Source organism: Kineothrix sp. IPX-CK (assembly GCF_039134705.1).
GTDB classification, from domain to species: domain Bacteria; phylum Bacillota; class Clostridia; order Lachnospirales; family Lachnospiraceae; genus Kineothrix; species Kineothrix sedimenti.
Genome location: NZ_CP146256.1, coordinates 1,200,357 through 1,219,086 on the forward strand (window position 1 = coordinate 1,200,357; position 18,730 = coordinate 1,219,086).

At 45.5% G+C, this 18,730-nt stretch carries 11 protein-coding genes; 10 read left to right on the top strand and 1 reads right to left on the bottom strand.

The annotated features are described in order from the left end of the window. Positions 1 to 133: 133 nt before the first annotated feature. The 6 genes from V6984_RS05720 (at position 134) to V6984_RS05745 (ending at position 10,963) form a co-directional block, all read left to right on the top strand. Positions 134 to 2,830: a GH36-type glycosyl hydrolase domain-containing protein gene (locus V6984_RS05720; RefSeq protein WP_342758818.1), complete on the top strand. Its 2,697-nt coding sequence runs from the start codon at positions 134 to 136 to the stop codon at positions 2,828 to 2,830. A 95-nt stretch (positions 2,831 to 2,925) separates the two neighbouring features. Continuing rightward, a complete protein-coding gene (locus V6984_RS05725; RefSeq protein WP_342758819.1) occupies positions 2,926 to 6,051 on the top strand; it encodes a hypothetical protein in 3,126 nt (1,041 codons plus the stop codon). Positions 6,052 to 6,123: 72 nt separating this feature from the next. Then, positions 6,124 to 7,113 carry a LacI family DNA-binding transcriptional regulator gene (locus tag V6984_RS05730; RefSeq protein ID WP_342758820.1) on the top strand — a complete coding sequence of 330 codons (990 nt, stop codon included), beginning with the start codon at positions 6,124 to 6,126 and terminating at the stop codon, positions 7,111 to 7,113. A gap of 127 nt (positions 7,114 to 7,240) precedes the next feature. Beyond that, complete coding sequence (locus tag V6984_RS05735; RefSeq protein ID WP_342758821.1) at positions 7,241 to 9,550, top strand: glycogen/starch/alpha-glucan phosphorylase; 2,310 nt, start codon at positions 7,241 to 7,243, stop codon at positions 9,548 to 9,550. 298 nt (positions 9,551 to 9,848) lie between these two features. After that, positions 9,849 to 10,196 carry a helix-turn-helix transcriptional regulator gene (locus V6984_RS05740; protein ID WP_342758822.1) on the top strand — a complete coding sequence of 116 codons (348 nt, stop codon included), beginning with the start codon at positions 9,849 to 9,851 and terminating at the stop codon, positions 10,194 to 10,196. Between the two features lie 44 nt (positions 10,197 to 10,240). Then, positions 10,241 to 10,963 (top strand): LytTR family DNA-binding domain-containing protein, encoded by a 723-nt coding sequence (locus V6984_RS05745; RefSeq protein ID WP_342758823.1) that lies wholly within the window; start codon positions 10,241 to 10,243, stop codon positions 10,961 to 10,963. A 206-nt stretch (positions 10,964 to 11,169) separates the two neighbouring features. On the opposite strand, the gene V6984_RS05750 is transcribed toward V6984_RS05745, so the two are convergent. Continuing rightward, positions 11,170 to 13,764: a BclA C-terminal domain-containing protein gene (locus V6984_RS05750; protein WP_342758824.1), complete on the bottom strand. Its 2,595-nt coding sequence runs from the start codon at positions 13,762 to 13,764 to the stop codon at positions 11,170 to 11,172. Between the two features lie 280 nt (positions 13,765 to 14,044). On the opposite strand from V6984_RS05750, the gene V6984_RS05755 reads away from it, so the two are divergent. The 4 genes from V6984_RS05755 (at position 14,045) to V6984_RS05770 (ending at position 18,703) form a co-directional block, all read left to right on the top strand. Continuing rightward, positions 14,045 to 14,965, top strand: coding sequence for an ArsR/SmtB family transcription factor (locus V6984_RS05755; RefSeq protein WP_342758825.1), 921 nt, complete (start codon positions 14,045 to 14,047; stop codon positions 14,963 to 14,965). A gap of 548 nt (positions 14,966 to 15,513) precedes the next feature. Beyond that, positions 15,514 to 16,839, top strand: a complete 1,326-nt coding sequence (locus V6984_RS05760; RefSeq protein ID WP_342758826.1) for an extracellular solute-binding protein — start codon at positions 15,514 to 15,516, stop codon at positions 16,837 to 16,839. A 78-nt stretch (positions 16,840 to 16,917) separates the two neighbouring features. Then, on the top strand, positions 16,918 to 17,808 hold the full coding sequence (locus tag V6984_RS05765) for a sugar ABC transporter permease (RefSeq protein ID WP_342758827.1): 891 nt from the start codon (positions 16,918 to 16,920) through the stop codon (positions 17,806 to 17,808). A 10-nt stretch (positions 17,809 to 17,818) separates the two neighbouring features. Further along, positions 17,819 to 18,703, top strand: a complete 885-nt coding sequence (locus V6984_RS05770) for a carbohydrate ABC transporter permease (protein WP_342758828.1) — start codon at positions 17,819 to 17,821, stop codon at positions 18,701 to 18,703. The last annotated feature ends 27 nt before the right edge of the window (positions 18,704 to 18,730 follow it).

Here is an 18,730-nt window from a genome sequence, read left to right on the forward strand (position 1 = left end):
TTTTTAATATAGAATAAATATATTTTTATACATTATACTTGGTATATAGGCAAAAAGCAATGTGCATTGAGAAGGCGGATAAGATTTGGAAAAAGCAAGTTTATTTGTCGTAAAAGGGAAGGAGTTTTAGATTATGGAGCAGTACAAATATACCGACGCAGAAGGCAGCTTCAGGATAGAGGATCCGGAGCTTACGAGCTACCTTTATTTTCCGGTGGCAGGGGAGTCAGGGGTCATGAGTAGCATTACGCCTCTTCTTGGCGGAGATTCCAAGACCGGACAAAATACGTTCTTGTTAGAGCCGGTCAGCAGTGAAAATTTACATAATAATAAGTCATCCCGTAATTTCTGGCTGAAAATGCAGAATGGAGAGCTCTGGTCCGCTACGGGAGTTTCCTCCAGGCAGCAGGCGGAGAAGTTCACCAAGGCAAAGGAAGAAACCGTGCTCGAAGCAGGCATTATGTGGCATATGATAAAGAGAAAATCTGCTGCTTATGGCCTGACCTCGGAAGTGACGACCTTTGTTCTTCATACGGAGGACAAGGTGGAGCTGACTATGGTAACTATTGAAAATATAGGGAAAAATTATATGACGGCAACACCCGTGGCGGCAATTCCGATATATGCGCGCAGTGCGGACAATATAAGGGATCATAGAAACGTTACGAGTATGCTGCATCGGATTATAACGGCAGAAAACGGCGTGATAGTGAATCCGACGCTGACCTTCGACGAAAGGGGCCATAGAAAGAATGCGGTAGTATACGGTGTATTCGGCCGGGGCGGCGGCAGGCTTCCCATCGGATTTATTCCTACGGTTGAAGATTTTATCGGCGAGGGCGGAGATTTTGAGAATCCCGGTGTACTTTATGGAGATAAGATAGATACGGTACCGGCGGGTGCACAGGTGGACGGATTTGAAGCTATGGGTGGAATTGTGTTCGAGGAATTCACATTAAATCCAGGAGAGAGAATTTCTTATGTGATTGCCCTTGGCTATGGCGAAGATTCGGACGCTCTTTCGAAGGCGGCAGACTCCTATTTAACGGAGGAGGTCTTTGCAAAGAGGCTGAAGGAGACAAAGGAATATTGGAATGAGAAGGTAAACATATCTTATGAATCAGGAGATGATAGATTCGATAAATGGATGTATTGGGTGAATTTCCAGCCGATACTGCGGCGCATTTACGGCTGCTCCTTCCTGCCCCACCACGACTATGGAAAAGGTGGAAGAGGCTGGAGGGATTTGTGGCAGGATTGTCTGGCGCTCCTTATGATGAATCCTTCCGGTGTCAGGGAAATGCTGCTGTCTAATTTTGGGGGCGTGCGCATGGACGGAACCAACGCTACGATTATCGGAAAGGAGCAAGGTGAGTTCATTGCGGATAGAAACGGAATCGCCAGAGTTTGGATGGACCACGGTATGTGGCCCTTCATGACTTCTTATTTATATATCAAGCAAAGCGGCGATTTGGATTTCATGCTGGAGGAAGCGGGATATTTCAAGGATGCGCAAGGCTTTCGGGGCGAAGGTCGCGATGAGAGCTGGGCGGAGGAACAAGGCTGCATTCAGAAGACGGCAGAAGGCGATGTTTACAGAGGAACGATTCTTGAGCATATATTATTGCAGCACCTTACAGCGTTTTATGACGTAGGAGAGCACAACCATATGAGGCTTCGGGGCGCCGACTGGAACGATGCGCTGGATATGGCGCCGGAGCGGGGCGAAAGTGTGGCGTTTACAGCAGCATATGCGGGAAATATGGAGGAAATCGCAGACCTTTTACTTTATATGCAAAAAAAGGGAAAGGTGAAGACTGTCGCTCTTTTGAAGGAAATGGAGCAGCTTCTTTGTGAAGAAAAAGGGCTTTATGACAGCATAGAGGAGAAAAAGAATCTGTTGAAGCGTTATTGTAATGTCTGCGGGCATACGGTTAGCGGCGAGAGATTTGAAATAGATACGGAAAGGCTGGCAGAGAATCTGCGGAAAAAAGCCGGGTGGCTGAAGGAACATATCAGGAAGACGGAGTGGCTTAAAAATAGCGCAGGATGCTCCTGGTATAACAGCTATTACGATAATAACGGAAACCGGGTAGAGGGTGATTTCAAAAAAGGTGTACGCATGATGCTGACAGGGCAGGTATTTACTATTATGTCGGGAACTGCGCAGGAGAAGCAGATAGAGGAAATCGTGAAGTCTGCGGACGAATATCTTTACGCGCCGGAGGTGGGCGGTTATCGCCTGAATACGAATTTCGGAGAAATAAAGGCCGATATGGGAAGGATGTTTGGCTTTGCATACGGACAGAAAGAAAATGGTGCGGTATTCAGCCATATGACGATTATGTATGCCAATGCTCTTTATAAGCGCGGGTTTGTAAAGGAGGGATATAAGGCGGTAAAAAGCCTTTACAGCCATGCCAGCGATGTGTCGAAGAGCAAGATATATCCGGGGATCCCTGAATATATAGACCCGAGAGGGAGAGGGGTTTACCATTACCTTACAGGATCGGCGAGCTGGCTGTTGATGACGGTTCTCACTGAGATGTACGGGATAAAAGGGGAGTATGGCAGTCTGAAGCTGGAACCGAAGCTTATGGCGGAGCAGTTCGATAAAAATCATGAAGCGGCAGTGCATTTGGAGTTTGGGGGGCGGAAGCTGCATGTGAAGTATTTGAATCCGCTTATGAAGTCGTATGGGGAATATGAGGTGAAGGAAGTTATTATGAATGGGCAGCTTGTGGCCGGGAGGGACGCATTGATTGGAAAGGAGTATTTCGCTTCCTGTAAGATGTGCAGAGAGAATGATATTGTGGTGGTGTTGAGGTAAAAAGGTGTTTTTTTGATTTTGAGGTTGTGAAGAAAGCCAAGACAAAATTACATGAAAAAATAAGGCATATTTAATTAAGGAAGGTGTGGGAAAAGATGTTTGATAAGAAGGGCAGATATGTAATAGAGGATTATGGGAAAAGGACGGTTTTTGCTAGTTTTTTGCCGGGGATTAGCGGAAAGCTGGGGATTCCGGTTTGGACTTTTTATGTGAATAGGGGGCAGGGGATTAGCAGCTTTGGGAGTGGGGATAAAGATCATTCTATTATGGAATTTTATCCGGCGCACCAGGCTTATCAGATGACGAAGCGGCAGGGCTTTCGGACGTTTGTGAAGAAAGATGGCAGGTATCTGGAACCGTTTTCGGATGAGAGGAAAAAGACGGCGATGTATATTGGTATGAATGAGTTCGAGATAGAGGAAGCGGATAGTGAGGAGGGGCTTCAGACGAATGTTCTTTATTATACGCTGCCTGAAGAAAATGTCGGCGGACTTGTGAGAGAGGTTACGTTTAAGAATATAAGCGGCAGAAAGATGCGGATTCAGGCCCTGGATGGTATGCCGGCGCTCATACCTTACGGAGTGTCCCTTTCTAATATGAAAGAGATGGGACAGACGGTTAAGGCGTGGATGCAGGTAGAGGATACGGAGAATGGGCTGCCGTATTTCAGGGTCCGCGCCAGTATTGTGGATAGTATTGCCGTACAGGAGATTAAAGAGGGAAATTACAGCTTTGCGGTAACGGAGAGCGGAGAACGGCTTCCGGTTATTGTGGACCCGGAGGTGGTATTTGCGTATGATACTTCATTGACTAGAGCGGTCGGCTTGGAGGATATGAATCTGACAGAGTTGTTGGAATGCGGGCAAATAACGGAAAACAATGTACCGTGCAGTTTTTTTGCGATAGAGAAGGAACTGGAAATAGGAGAAAGTATCACCATATATGAGGTAATAGGTATGGTGGAAAGCAAAGAAGTATTGAAAGAGTTTTCCGACAAGTGTGTCGGAAGAGAATATTTCGAAGAAAAGAGAGCGGAGGCCATCCGGTTGACGGAGGAATTGTGCGGAGTGATCCATACGGAAACGGGGAATCCGGTATTCGATGCGTATTGCAAACAGACTTATCTGGATAATCTACTTCGAGGAGGATATCCCGTGAAGCTGGGAAGAGAGAAGATATTCTATCTTTATTCAAGAAAGCACGGAGATATCGAGAGAGATTATAATTTTTTCCAGATGTCGCCGGAATTCTATTCGCAAGGGAATTCCAATTTCAGAGATGTGAATCAGAACAGAAGATGTGACGTGCTGTTCACCCCTTATGTGGGAGACATTAATATTAAGACGTTCTATAATCTCATTCAAACGGATGGATACAATCCCCTTCTTGTGCAAAGGGCGATATACGCGATAGAAGAGGAAAAGCTTGAGGAGCTTTCTATTTTTATCAAAGATGACTTATTGGGTCAAACGAAGAAGGTGTTATCCCAACCTTTTACTCCGGGAAGTCTGGCAGGATTTGCTAAGAAGCATAAGATTCTGAAAAAGATGGAAGGAAAGAGTGAAAGTGTTGCTTTGGAGGAATTTATCGGTGTGGTAATGGATAAGGCCGTCAGCGCTGTTAATGCATCCTTCGGAGAGGGATATTGGACAGACCATTGGACATATAATTTGGATTTGGTGGAAACTTATCTGGCAGTATTTCCTGATAAGGAGGAGGAGCTGCTGTTCGATGATGCTTCCTTTACCTATTATGAGTCACAGGCGTCAGTGAATCCGAGACGGCTTCGTTATGAAGAAACAGAAAAAGGAATCAGACAGTATCACACCCTGGATCATGAGGTAAAAAAGGATGTGCGCGGGCAGCTTGTCCGAACCGGATATGGAAAGGGTGATACTTATTATACGACGCTGATGGAGAAGCTGCTGCTTTTGTGCGCGATAAAGGTTGCTACGCTGGATCCTTATGGAATGGGTATTGAAATGGAGGGCGGTAAGCCCGGGTGGTACGATGCGCTTAACGGAATGCCGGGGCTTTTGGGGTCTTCCATGTGTGAGGCTTATGAGCTGTGCAGATTGCTGGATTTTACTATTGAAGAGCTGGAGAAATACCAAAGAACAGTAGTATGTGCGGAAGAAATTGCGGACCTGATGACAAGGTTGAGCAATGAACTGGGAGCAGGAAATGTTACATGGAGAGGAATTGAAGCTTGGAAAGCCTTCAATGATATAAAGGAAGAATACCGTGAAAAGACTTTGTTTGGACTGAGCGGTAGAACTGTTGAAATCAAAGCAAAGGAAGTTGTGTATATTTTAAGCAGGTTCCGCACGCTTGTTTTGGAAGGTATCGAGAGAGCACTTGCATATGGGGACGGGATGAGTCCGGCATATTTTACATATGAAGTGACGGATTATGAGAAGAGCGGAAGCGGTATTGAGGTTAAGGCGGTATGCCTGGGACAGATGCCATATTTCCTGGAAGGCCCTTCTCGTTTCCTGAAGCTAAGCGTGCCCGGGCAAGAGAAGGAAAAGCTGTACCAGAGAGTGAAAAGCAGCGGAATGTATGATGAAAAGCTTCGGATGTATAAGGTAAACGAGTCACTGAACGGTGTAGGTTTCGAAGTGGGCCGCTCCAAAGCATTTACGCCCGGCTGGCTGGAAAACGAATCCATTTGGCTTCACATGGAATACAAGTATTTGCTGGAGCTTTTGAAATCGGGAATGTATAGTGAATTCATAGAGGACTTCCAAAATGCGGCAGTGCCCTTCTTAGATGCAGACATGTATGGCAGAAGCCCTCTTGAAAATTCCTCTTTTATCGTCAGCAGCGCGAACCGCAATGAGAAGCTGCACGGAAAAGGCTTTGTGGCAAGGCTTAGCGGTTCCACTGCAGAATTTATCCAGATGTGGCAGATCATGATGTTCGGTCCTCGGCCTTTTTACATGGAAGAGGATAGATTGAAGCTGCGTATCATGCCGATGTTCCCCGCATATCTAATTGGAGAGGAGCGGAAAATACGAGCGGCATTTTTGGGAAGAACTCCAGTTGTATTCCATTTGGCAGAGAAAAAGGATTTCATTCCCGGAAGCTATAATATAAAGGTAAAAATCATGCACCGGGACAATTGTGCAGAGGAATTTGAAAATGGAGTGATAACCGGCGATACGGTTTGGCTTGTAAGAAAAGGAGAAGTCAAGCAAATAGAAGTATTCATGAATTAGAATTGACTATAGACAATACCACTCTTTTATTATAAAATTATAGAAAACGCTTTCCGAGTTGAGGGGTAGATTATGGTATCGATTAAAGACGTTGCCAAGCACGCCGGAGTTGCTATATCCACAGTTTCCAAGGTGCTCAACGATTATCCGAACGTTAGTGAAGAGACAAAGAGAAAAGTAAATCAGGCGGTACAGGAACTTAATTTTGTTCCCAATTCTGTCGCAGCGGCACTTTCCTCCAAGCAGTCCGGCAGAGTAGCCCTGTTGCTGGGCTTAAATACAAAGACACAGGCGATCGATGAGATTGTTATGCAGTATATTTCCGGTGCCATCAATAAAGCGATGGAGATGGGGCTGGATGTTATCACGTTCTTTTTTTCCATGTTTGAAAATAAGAACGTGGAAGAGATAACGAGATATTTAAAGGCTCAGAGCATCCATGGGATTATCATTTATGGAATGTCCAAGGAGGACAAGGTGCTTCAGAAGCTGATCAATATGCAGGAATTCAAGGCGGTGCTTGTAGACGCGCCCCTTTACAATCCGAGCACCTCCACCGTATGGGTGAATCAGGAGCAGGCTCAGTATGATGTGGCGAAAAAGACGATTGTAGAAAACAAATGCAAGAAAGTACTTTATATTGCAGGGAAGAAAAATGGCTATGTGACGGAGGAACGTTTAAAAGGAATCAAACGCCTTGCACAGGATATGGATTTGGATCTTATGATCAAGCATGGGGAATTCTCGGAATTGCAAGCGAGAAACATAGCCTTCCGGTTTGCCAAGAATAAGGATGTGGTGGTGTGTGCCTCGGATCTGATGGCTATCGGAGCGATGCGGGCGCTTATGGAAATGGATATTTTCCGTCCGGTATGCGGTTTTGACGGTATCACGCTCATGGGCTATGCCGGGAAGCAGATGAACACGATCCGCCAGAATTTTGCAGGAGTGTCCTCAGCTGCGGTGGAGGAGCTGCATTATCTGATGAATGGAGGGGAAGGACGGGAAAAAGTACTCGGTTATACCATTGAAAGAATGAAGTACATGGACATTATCTGTTAAGATTTCACAAAATTATATGAAAAAAATGTTAAATATGACAGTTGCAGAAAACGTTTTCCTATGTTAACTTACTTAGTGAGAGAAGAAAAGATAAAGAAAATGTTTAACCGATACAGGAGGAGAGAGTATGTTGCAGCAAACCAATATGAAACGAGACGTGTTATTGTCGAATCTGGAACCTCAGCTGGAAGAACTGGCAAATGAGATGTTTCAGAAGAAGATGGAGGCGCTGACCGACCACGAGGTATATTTCTGTCTGTTAGAGCTTACCAAGAGACTGATGGCAGTATCAGGACAGATTTCGGGAGAAAAGAAAATTTATTATATTTCGGCAGAATTTTTGATTGGAAAGCTAATGTCAAATAACCTGATTAATCTTGGTGTTTACGATGAGCTTGCCTCTATTTTAAAGTCCAGGGGAAAGGATATCGCGAAAATAGAGGAAATCGAGCCGGAACCGTCTCTGGGAAACGGCGGACTGGGAAGGCTTGCAGCATGTTTTCTCGATTCCATCGCAACTCTTGGACTGCCCGGAGAAGGCATCGGACTCAATTATCACTACGGTCTGTTCAAGCAGGTTTTCAAGAACAAATTACAGACCGCGGAAAAGAATGACTGGATTGAGGAGCGTTCATGGCTGACTAAGACGGATGTTGCCTTCGATGTATATTTTGGAAAAAGAAAGGTGACATCGAGATTGTACGATATCGATGTAGTCGGCTATGGCAATGACGTGAATAAACTTCGTCTATTCGACATCGAGTCTCTGGATGAGAGCATTGTAAAGGAGGGGATAGACTTCGATAAGGAAGCGATTGAGAAGAACTTGACTCTGTTCTTATATCCCGACGATTCCGATGAGGCAGGCAACCTGCTTCGCATCTACCAGCAGTATTTCATGGTAAGTAATGCAGCGCAGCTCATACTGAGAGAGATGAAGGAGAAGAAATATGACCTTCGCAGGCTGTATGATCATGCGGTGATTCAGATCAACGATACGCATCCGACGATGGTGATTCCGGAACTGATCCGTATACTTGTAAATGAGAAGGCCCTTACCATGGATGAAGCGATTGAGGTAGTGAGCAAGACCTGCGCTTATACGAATCATACGATACTCGCAGAGGCACTGGAAAAATGGCCGCTGAAATATTTGGAAAAGGTAGTTCCACAGCTGGTGCCCATCATCAAAGAACTGGATAAGAGGGTTAAAGCGCAGTACAGCGATCCCAAGGTCCAGATCATTGACGCGGATGGAAGAGTGCATATGGCACATATCGACATCCACTATGGTTTTTCCGTAAACGGCGTTGCCGCTATTCATACGGAGATTTTAAAGGATACGGAACTCAACGCTTTTTATAAGATTTATCCCGATAAATTCAATAATAAAACAAATGGAATCACCTTCAGAAGGTGGCTGTTATCCTGTAACAGAGAGTTGGCAGGATATCTTTCCCGGATTATCGGCGACGGCTACAAGAAGGATGCGAACGAGCTGGAGAAGCTTCTTGAGTACAGTGACGATCAGGAGGTGCTTGATAAGCTTGCCGAAATCAAGATGAATAGGAAAAAGGATCTTGCCGTATATGTGAAGGCGGCGGAGGGCGTGGACCTCAATCCCGATTCTATTTTTGATATCCAGATAAAGAGATTGCACGAGTATAAGCGCCAGCAGATGAATGCGCTTTACATCATCCATAAATATCTGGAAATCAAGGGAGGCAAGAAGCCGTCCACGCCGCTTACTTTCATTTTTGGTGCAAAAGCGGCACCCGCCTATGTCATCGCTCAGGATATTATCCATCTGCTTTTGGTACTTCAGGATATTATAGCTAGCGATCCGCAGGTAAGTCCCTACATGACTCTCCTCATGGTGGAAAACTATAATGTAAGCTATGCGGAGAAGCTGATTCCGGCATGTGACATATCCGAGCAGATTTCGCTCGCGTCCAAAGAAGCTTCCGGAACCGGTAACATGAAGTTCATGTTAAATGGTGCGGTCACCATAGGGACCTCGGACGGAGCCAATGTGGAAATCAATGAACTGGTAGGCGATGAGAACATATACGTATTCGGTGAGAAGTCGGAGGCGGTAATCGATCATTACGCGAAAGCGGATTATGTGTCTAAGGATTATTATAAGAAAAGCCCGGTTATTAAAGAGGCTGTGGACTTTATTGTGGGCGGGGAGGCCATGGCGAAAGGAAATAAGGAGAACCTGCAGAGGCTTTATAACGAGCTTCTGAATAAGGATTGGTTTATGACTCTTCTCGATTTGGAAGAGTATATTGAGGCGAAGGACAGAATGTTTGAGGACTACCAGAACAGACAGAAGTGGAAGAAGATGATGCTTGTGAATATTGCAAAGGCAGGCTTTTTCTCCTCCGACAGAACTATTAGCGAGTACAATAGAGATATTTGGAAGTTAAAATAAGAGATAAGAGTGCAATATGATTGAAAGAGGATTTCCCAAAGGTCATGCAAGACCGGGGATGTCCTCTTTTTCTATGTAATAAGATCAGAGCGTCAAAGGTACTGTTTTAAAATCTTTGAGCCAAACATCGATTGGGTGAGCGGACGAAGCACACTTTTGTTCGTGATGCGGCCACACCGGGTGTATAAAATATTTGAAAACAAGAAATAGTAATACATAATATGTTTTAAATAAGTGCCTATTATGTGCTTTGGAAAATGACCGGAAGTTGATATGCTTCTTTATAAAGAGGTGTGATATGGGTGCTAAAAAGACAGTCGGTGAAAAAGAACTAAATATTCAAATAGGTGAGCGTTTGCGTGAAATCCGTGAAAACCTCGGTTATACAAGAGAGGAGTTTGCGGATATATTGTGTGTGGCCGAAGGTCATTATAAACGATATGAGACGGGTGCCACTGAACTTCCTATGTATAAGGTGAAGATTCTGCATAACAAGCTAAATATCGATCCCACCTATCTGATCATCGGGGAAATGGAGGACAGCTTCGATTTGGATGTTTTTATGGCCAACAGTACAAGGGAGCAGAGAGACCAGCTCTTTAAGAGAATATTTGAATATATGGAAAGGCTTTTAGTTAAGATATAACACCGCACACACATTTCAGGAGATTTGTGAGAGGGGAATTACAAATGATGAGGATAGCGGTATGTGATGACGAAATAATCCTCACATCGGAGATGGAAAGTCTATTGCTCAAAATTGCGAAAGAAAATGACGTTTCTGTGGACATCGATGTATATTTCGATGGAAACAAGCTTACCGACAGTATTTATTCGGGAGAAAAGGTTGACTTAATTTATTTGAATATAGAGGATGAAAACGATATTGATACGGCGAGAGAGATCAGGGCTATGGATAAGCATGCATTGATCATCTGTGTCTCCAGCAAGGATAAGTATATAAGAAGGCTGTTCGAAATAGATACCTTCCGGTTTATGGACAAGCCGGTAGACAAGGAACTGTTCGAACGCTACTTTTTAGACGCTTATTTAAAAATCCATGAACGAGCGGTCTGCTTTACCTACCGCTTTAATAAAGAAGTACATAATATATCGTTAGAGAACATCATTTATTTTGAAAGTCAGGGAAGAAAAATATTCATTCATACCAGAGAGGGCAGGCGAGACTACTTTTTCGGGAAGATGAATGAGATAGAGCAGGAACTTAAGGGCTCCCAATTTCAGTTTCTCCGGACGCATCAATCGTTTCTCGTAAATACCATGTACATAAAGAGTCTGCTAAAGGCCTGTGTTAGAATACGGGACGGCAGGAAGATTCCGGTAAGCGAAGATAGGAGACGGTTCGTAAAGGAGAGATATTGTGAGCTGATAGAAAGAGAAAGAGGATTTTGAGTCGGGTAATGCACAGGGTATGTAATGGAACCACCTCCTAGAAGGTGGTTCCTCTTTTGTATAAGATTAGTTTGACGCAAAAGAAATCAATCTGGCTTTTATACCGTCAAATCAACACTTCCCGGCGTATGGGCAACGCTTGCTGATATTCCTTTATATGCGACTCCACAAAAGCGGAGATGCCATTTTTGCCCTGAGGTGGGAAGTTATATTACCCGAACAACTGTCATATACGTGCTTGAGCCACCAAGAAGAGTTGCGTCTCCGAGCAGACCAAATAACTGCAGCGTCAGCGTATCTCCCGCGGTTAGTGGAACAATAAAGGACGTAAACAGATTGCTTGCCAATACGGTAGGAGAAACGACAGAAGCTGCTATCGGCGCGCCGTTTTGCAATACCTGTGAGGAAACCGCAAGCGCAGTCGTTGTGGCAACGGCATAGCTGATCAGGTATTCTCCCGTCACCGGTACGGTAAATTCAGTATCCGTACCGTCTACAGTGAACGTGTTCAGGTTTTGATTGTCAGGCAGGGGGATATCGGTACCGCCCAGCACAACGGCAATAACAGCTGAAGTCGTGTTGGCTGTTGACATGCTGTCGCTCGTAATAGCAGGCCCAGTCGGTCCGGTAGGTCCGGTAGCACCATCAGCACCAGTCGGTCCAGTAGGTCCGTCAGCACCAGTTGGTCCGGTCGGTCCGTCAGCACCAGTCGGTCCAGTAGATCCGTCAGCACCAGTCGGTCCGGTCGGTCCAGTAGCACCGGTAGGCCCGGTAGCACCATCAGCACCAGTCGGTCCAGTAGGTCCGTCAGCACCAGTCGGTCCGGTCGGTCCAGTAGCACCGGTCGGTCCAGTAGCACCATCAGCACCAGTCGGTCCGATCGGTCCAGTAGCACCATCAGCACCGGTAGGCCCGGTAGGTCCATCAGCACCAGTCGGTCCGGTAGCACCGTCAGCGCCGGTCGGTCCGGTAGCACCATCAGCACCGGTAGGTCCGGTAGCGCCGGTAGCACCAGTCGGCCCGGTAGCACCGTCAGCACCGGTAGGCCCGGTAGGTCCGTCAGCACCAGTCGGTCCGGTAGGTCCAGTAGCACCGGTAGGCCCGGTAGCACCATCAGCACCAGTCGGTCCGGTAGGTCCAGTAGCACCGGTAGGCCCGGTAGGTCCGTCAGCACCGGTAGGCCCAGTCGGTCCAGTCGGACCGGGGGTATTGGGATCTTCGATTGTAACGATTGCGGAACCCGGAGTTACGGTAATATCGAGAGTGGTTGACTGGAAAGTCATAGCTTCTCCAAATCCTACATCAGCGGTTCCTGTAGTACCGAGAACGCTAAAAAGCAGTTCTCCTGGGGCCGCGACGCCAGTAGGTCCCGTAGCGCCGGTAGCACCGGTAGGTCCAGTCGGTCCCGTAGCGCCAGTAGGTCCAGTCGGTCCCGTAGCGCCAGTAGGTCCAGTAGGTCCCGTAGCGCCAGTAGGTCCAGTCGGTCCGGTAGCACCGTCAGCACCAGTGGGTCCGGTAGCGCCGGTAGGTCCGGTAGGGCCAGTAGCACCAGTCGGTCCGGTAGCGCCGGTAGGTCCAGTCGGTCCGGTAGCACCGTCAGCACCGGTAGGGCCAGTAGCACCAGTCGGTCCGGTAGCGCCGGTAGCACCCGTAGCGCCAGTAGGTCCCGTAGCGCCGGTCGGTCCGGTCGGACCAGTAGGTCCATCAGCACCGGTCAGTCCAGTAGCACCGGTCGGACCAGTAGGTCCGGTAGGTCCGGTAACACCGTCAGCACCGGTAGCACCCGTAGCGCCAGTAGGTCCTGTAGCGCCGGTCGGTCCGGTCGGACCAGTAGGTCCATCAGCACCGGTAGCACCAGTAGGTCCTGTAGCGCCGGTCGGTCCGGTCGGACCAGTAGGTCCATCAGCACCGGTAGCACCAGTAGGTCCTGTAGCGCCGGTCGGTCCGGTCGGACCAGTAGGTCCATCAGCACCGGTAGCACCAGTAGCGCCAGTAGGTCCTGTAGCGCCGGTCGGACCAGTAGGTCCATCAGCACCGGTAGCACCGGTCAGTCCAGTAGCACCGGTCGGACCAGTAGGTCCATCAGCACCCGTAGCGCCGGTAGCACCTGTAGCGCCGGTAGCGCCGGTGGCACCAGTCGGTCCGGTGGGCCCGGGGGTATTGGGATCTTCGATCGTAACGATTGCCGAGCCCGGAGTTACGGTAATATCGAGAGTAGATGATTCAAAAGTGATATCTTCTCCAAAACCTACGGTAGCTGATCCGGTCGGGCCTATAACATTAAAAAGCGGTTCTCCCGGAATAAGAACCCCGGTGGGTCCCGTAGCGCCTGTAGCACCCGTAGCACCCGTAGCGCCTGTAGCACCCGTAGCGCCGGTAGGTCCCGTAGCGCCGGTAGGTCCAGTAGCACCCGTAGCACCCGTAACGCCGGTAGCGCCAGTCGGTCCCGTAGGTCCGGTTGGTCCGCCGGAAGGTCCGGTGGGCCCTGTGGGCCCTGTCGGTCCCTGAAGCGTGGATGCTGAAAGCGCATTTCGTAACTTAGAATTTAAAATAACCTGATTTTGGGCAGCACTGTCCAAAATAGCGAGAACATTTTGATTAACTTCAATGACTTCTTCGATAGTTGCACTAGGACCGGTTACACCGGGAAGTGTTCCTACTGCAAATTGGATCTTTTCGCCTTCGGCGTTCAAAATATGACTTAATCCTAGTTCTTCCAGAGCGATGGAGGCTAAAATATAATTGATAGCATCATCTCTGCTGATCGGAGGGCTTACCTCCGGAAAGATTGGTAATGACATATTTTCATCTCCTTTTGGTATTGTAATTGTTTTATCCTCATTTTATAGTATGCATATGTATGTTTTTGTTGTCATATTTTGTCGAGTATGTTCATATACTAATAAAATAGCATCTTTTGGCATTGTAATCTCCCGGACTGCTCCGTATACTGCGATCACGTCAATTAATCCATATTGTTGATTTCTTCCGTTTGTGTTAAAATACCGCTAGATATGATATTCGCTCCAACAGGAGAGGGTGCACACCTACAGATTAAAAACAGAACGGAGAAAGTGAGTTATGGCTAAGTTATTGACATTAAACTTGGATGATACCGAAGAAGTGTGTAATGTTGGAAAGGCGTTGTCAACGCCGGTAAGGCTGGATATACTGAAGCTTTTACATGAAGAAAGTCTGAATATAGGAGAGATAGCAGAGAAGCTTGGGATACCGGCTTCCAGCGCTGCGCTTCACGTCAAGGTTCTTGAGAGAGCCAAGCTGATCAATGCAGAGGTTCAGCCGGGAACAAGAGGGGGTGTGCGCTTGTGCAGCAGGAAGAACGATTTGGTTACTATTGGGATGAGCGGCGCAATGAAGGGCGTTAATATGGTAACCAGCGTAAGCATGCCGATTGGCGCCTATACTGACTGTGAGATGTATGCTACTTGTGGAATTGCAGATGAGACCGGAATCATTGGAAATGAAGACCTGATAGCCTGCTTTTATATGCCGGAGCATCTCGGAGCACAGATTTTATGGAGTTCGGCGGGCTATGTGGAATACAAATTCCCTAATCAGCTTCCGAAGCAGGCGGATCTGAAAAGTCTGGGGATATCTTTGGAGATTTGCTCCGAAGCGCCTAATTACAGAGAAGATTGGAAGTCGGATATTACTATGTGGATTAACGGCGTAGATTGCGGAACGTGGCGGAGTCCGGGAGACTTTGGGGCCAGAAGAGGGAGAATTACCCCAACCTCGTGGTCGTCCGGGAGTACACAGTATGGACTTCTGACCACATGGGAGGTTAGAAGAGACGGCTGTTATATCAATGAAAGCAATGCAGGGAATACCACTATCGAAATGCTGAAGATAGAGAATGGAGCTCCTATAGTAGTTCGCATTGGAAATAAAAAAGATGCAAAATATGTAGGGGGATTTAGCATTTTTGGTGAGAAGTTTGGAGACCATCCGCAAAATATTGTACTCAGTATAGAATATTAGAGTGGAAATCGCCAGGGAACGTCTCGCTCGGCGCAGGCAGTTTTCAGACACACCCTAAGTTATTTTTTGTGATAGCCAGTTCTGGAATATGGGACTGGCTATTTTCATTTCATGGGGAAATCCTTGTTACGTTCCAGTAGTAAAGCTTCAGTTTTCTATGAAATAAAAGCACTCCGTGCAGGATGCACAGCTTCGCACACTCTTGCTCTGTAGGAAGATACCGTTGATTGACAAGGTCATACACCGTCGGATAAGGAGTATATTCGTCGATATAAACAAAAAATGTGTTTAAATAATGGACAAAAAAATAATAACAAAACATATTAAAACATAAAATAAAATTATAAATATTATTATTGATAATAAAAACGCATAAAAAAATAAAAAAATATATTGATATTTTAGATAAAATGTATTATTATATAAATTATTAAAGCATAAATATTGTTTTTAAATAATGCGATAAAGAAAATATAAAAACAATATATATGTTTTTAAATGTCTTTGCAAAGCATTTACATAAAACAAAAAGAAGGAGAGAAAAAGTTATGGCAAAAAGAGCAGTGGCATTATTTCTGGCAATGGTAACGAGTCTATCTTTGGTTGCATGCGGTTCTGGTTCCAGCACCGAAACGACAGGAGAAACCACTACAAATGGTGGGGTGGCAGAAACACAGACAGAGGAAACGGAAGGTTCTGCGGAGGAACAGGTATCTGTGGCTCCGGGTAAGAAAGGGGCGATCGAGTTCTGGACGGTTTTCACAGGTGCAGACGGTACTTCCATGCAGGCTATGGTGGATGCTTACAATGCAACAAACCCTGATTATACGGTAAATCATCGTGCAATTGAAGCTAACGATTTATATTTAAAGATGCCTCTTGCAATTCAGACAGGTGAAGATGTACCGGATGTAGCGATTAACCATATTGAGAGAGTTCCTTTATTCCAGGAAATGGGGCTTCTTGATGATTATAGCACTGTGATTGGAGATTCCAATGTTAAGGCTGAGAACTATAACCCCAAAGCATGGGCAATGTCAGATATAGCAGGCGGACATTATGGTATTCCTCTTGATGTTCATTCTTTCTGCCTCTATGTAAACATGGACTTATATGAAAAGTATGGCAATGGAGTTATGGATGACGGAGTGCTGACATGGGACGAAGTGAAATCTGTGGGTGAAGCATGTAAAGCAGATGGCATCACGCCTCTTGGAATCACTTGGCAGAGGGTATACTTCCTGTCTTCCTATGCGCAGCTTGGAGGAACTTTAAGTACGGATGGAAATGTACCGGATTTCAACAATGACAAAGCTAAAAAGGTCTTTGATACATGGACAGATTTAAATGAGTCAGGCTACATACAGAAAGATGGCGATGATCCTTGGCAAATGTTCCTTGGCGGCAATATCATGTTTTGTCCGGAAGGTATTTGGATGTACAACAACATAAAGGATACGGGTCTTAATGCAAAAATGTTTGACTTCCCTGTATTTGATGCAGGAACAAAGGGTAACTGGACATCTTCTCATCAGTTTGTACTTCCTAAGAATCCGAACAGGGATGAAGAGAAAACACAGGCAGTTCTTGATTTCATTGATTTCATTGGAAATAACAGCTTAGAATGGGCAAAAGCAGGTCAGGTACCGGCACACGTAGCAATTAAAGACGTTGCTGAATTCCAGGATATGCCGCAGGCTTTCTTTGCAGACGAGAATGATGAATTAAAGATCTACGATTACAAATATTATGGCTATGCAGTAGAAGCTTTAGACAAGATCACCGGAGAAGTATTATTTGGACGTATGACAGCAGAGGACGGTTTAAATCAGGCAGTTCAGGAAACTGAAGGCCGGATTGAGATGGGCGAGTAAAATATAAAAGGGGATGCCGCAAATGGATGGATATACCAAAGTAGTATCCCCTTTAAAAAGTAATAGGAGATGAAAAAAATGCAGAAAGTGAAAAAAAGAAAAAAGCTTAATATTACTCCGTACCTGTTTATTGCTCCTCATGTAATTTTATTTATTGTATTTTTTTTGGTGCCGATGATTTATGGTATTTATGCATCCTTTACAAAATGGGATTTGTTTACATCGCCAATTTTTGTGGGTTTGAAAAACTATAGTGTATTTTTGACAAATACAGAATCCGTTTTTTACAGACAATTTTGGAACGGTCTTAAGAATACAGTGATTTTTGTATTGATCTGTGTCCCGTTTCAGCTCGCAATTCCCTTGGTGCTGGCGCTGCTGCTAAATAAAAGGCCAAAGGGACGTAATATATTTCAGGGAATATTCTATATGCCGACATTATTTTCCATTACTTCTGTGACGCTGACGTGGCTGTTTATATTCAATCGTTCTCTCGGATTGTTCAATAAGATGTTCGGGACGGATATTAACTGGTATGCTGAACAGCCATGGGCGTGGATTACAATTGTGGTAACTACTATATGGTGGGGGATTGGCGGCAATTTGATTATATATGTGGCAGCACTGTCAGGAATTAACAAGGAGGTTTTGGAGGCAGCAGATTTAGATGGCGCAAGCGGATGGAAGCGTCTGCGATATATCATAGTCCCCTCCATTCAGTTTCCGCTCGTGTATACCCTCATTGTGTCGGTAATCCAACAATTTAATATCTATGGTCAGCCGCTGATACTGACAGCAGGCGGTCCCAGTGAATCCACCTTTGTTTTGATTATGTATATTCGTAACTTAGCCTTTGGTACGGGCAAGTCGGCGGCAGGCATGGCCAGTGCAATGTCAACTTGTCTGGGGATTATCATAGGTAGTGTGGCTGTAGGACAGCTGATACTGTTACGAAAAAATTCAGATTAAGGAGGGTATCATGAAGAAAATTAAGAAAAATGAAGAAGGTTCTTTTACATATACAAATAAGAAAAAAGATGGATGGATTGCCTTTGCTATTCTGCTGATATTCGCGGTAATTACTTTGATACCTTTAGGCTGGATTCTGATTTCTTCCTTTAAGCTGGATGTGGAGATACAGCAGGCGGGAGGTTTCCTGCTTTTTCCAAAGACATGGACGCTTAACAATTTTAAGGAACTGCTTTCTTTTGGCAACAAACAGTTACCGATATATAAGTGGTTTATCAATTCTTTAATTGTATCGGGAAGTCAGACGATCATTGCTGTTGTTATTTATTCTATGTCTGCGTATGCCTATGCAAAGTTACATTTTAAAGGGAGAGATATGATTTTTCTGGGAATTATGTTTCTGTCATCTTTTCCGGCAATAACAAATATTATCCCATTATATAAAATCATGCACGTGTTCGGATGGTTAAACGGACCTTTGTCACTTATCGTTCCCGGTCTGGCAGGGGTGATGAATATCTTTCTTATCCGCCAGTTCATGTATGCGATTCCCGACGTGATTCTGGAATCTGCACGAATTGACGGGGCGGGAGAGTGGAGGATATTTACGAGGATAGTGATTCCTACCTGCAAACCGATTCTCATTGCAGTAGGTTTGTTCACTTTTACCGGAAGCTGGAACGATTTCTTATGGCCGTCCATTGCCATTAACAATATTGACAACTTAACTTTGACGGCAGGCTTACAGCTTGCCAAAGGAGTATATGGAACTATTCAGGTGGCGAAGATGTGTACCGTTGCAACCATCGCAATCATACCTATGGTCATATTGTATCTGTTTACGCAGAAATACTTTGTAAAGGGAATTTCTTTATCCGCCGGCGTAAAAGGGTAATAAAAAATAAACTACATATTTACGGAA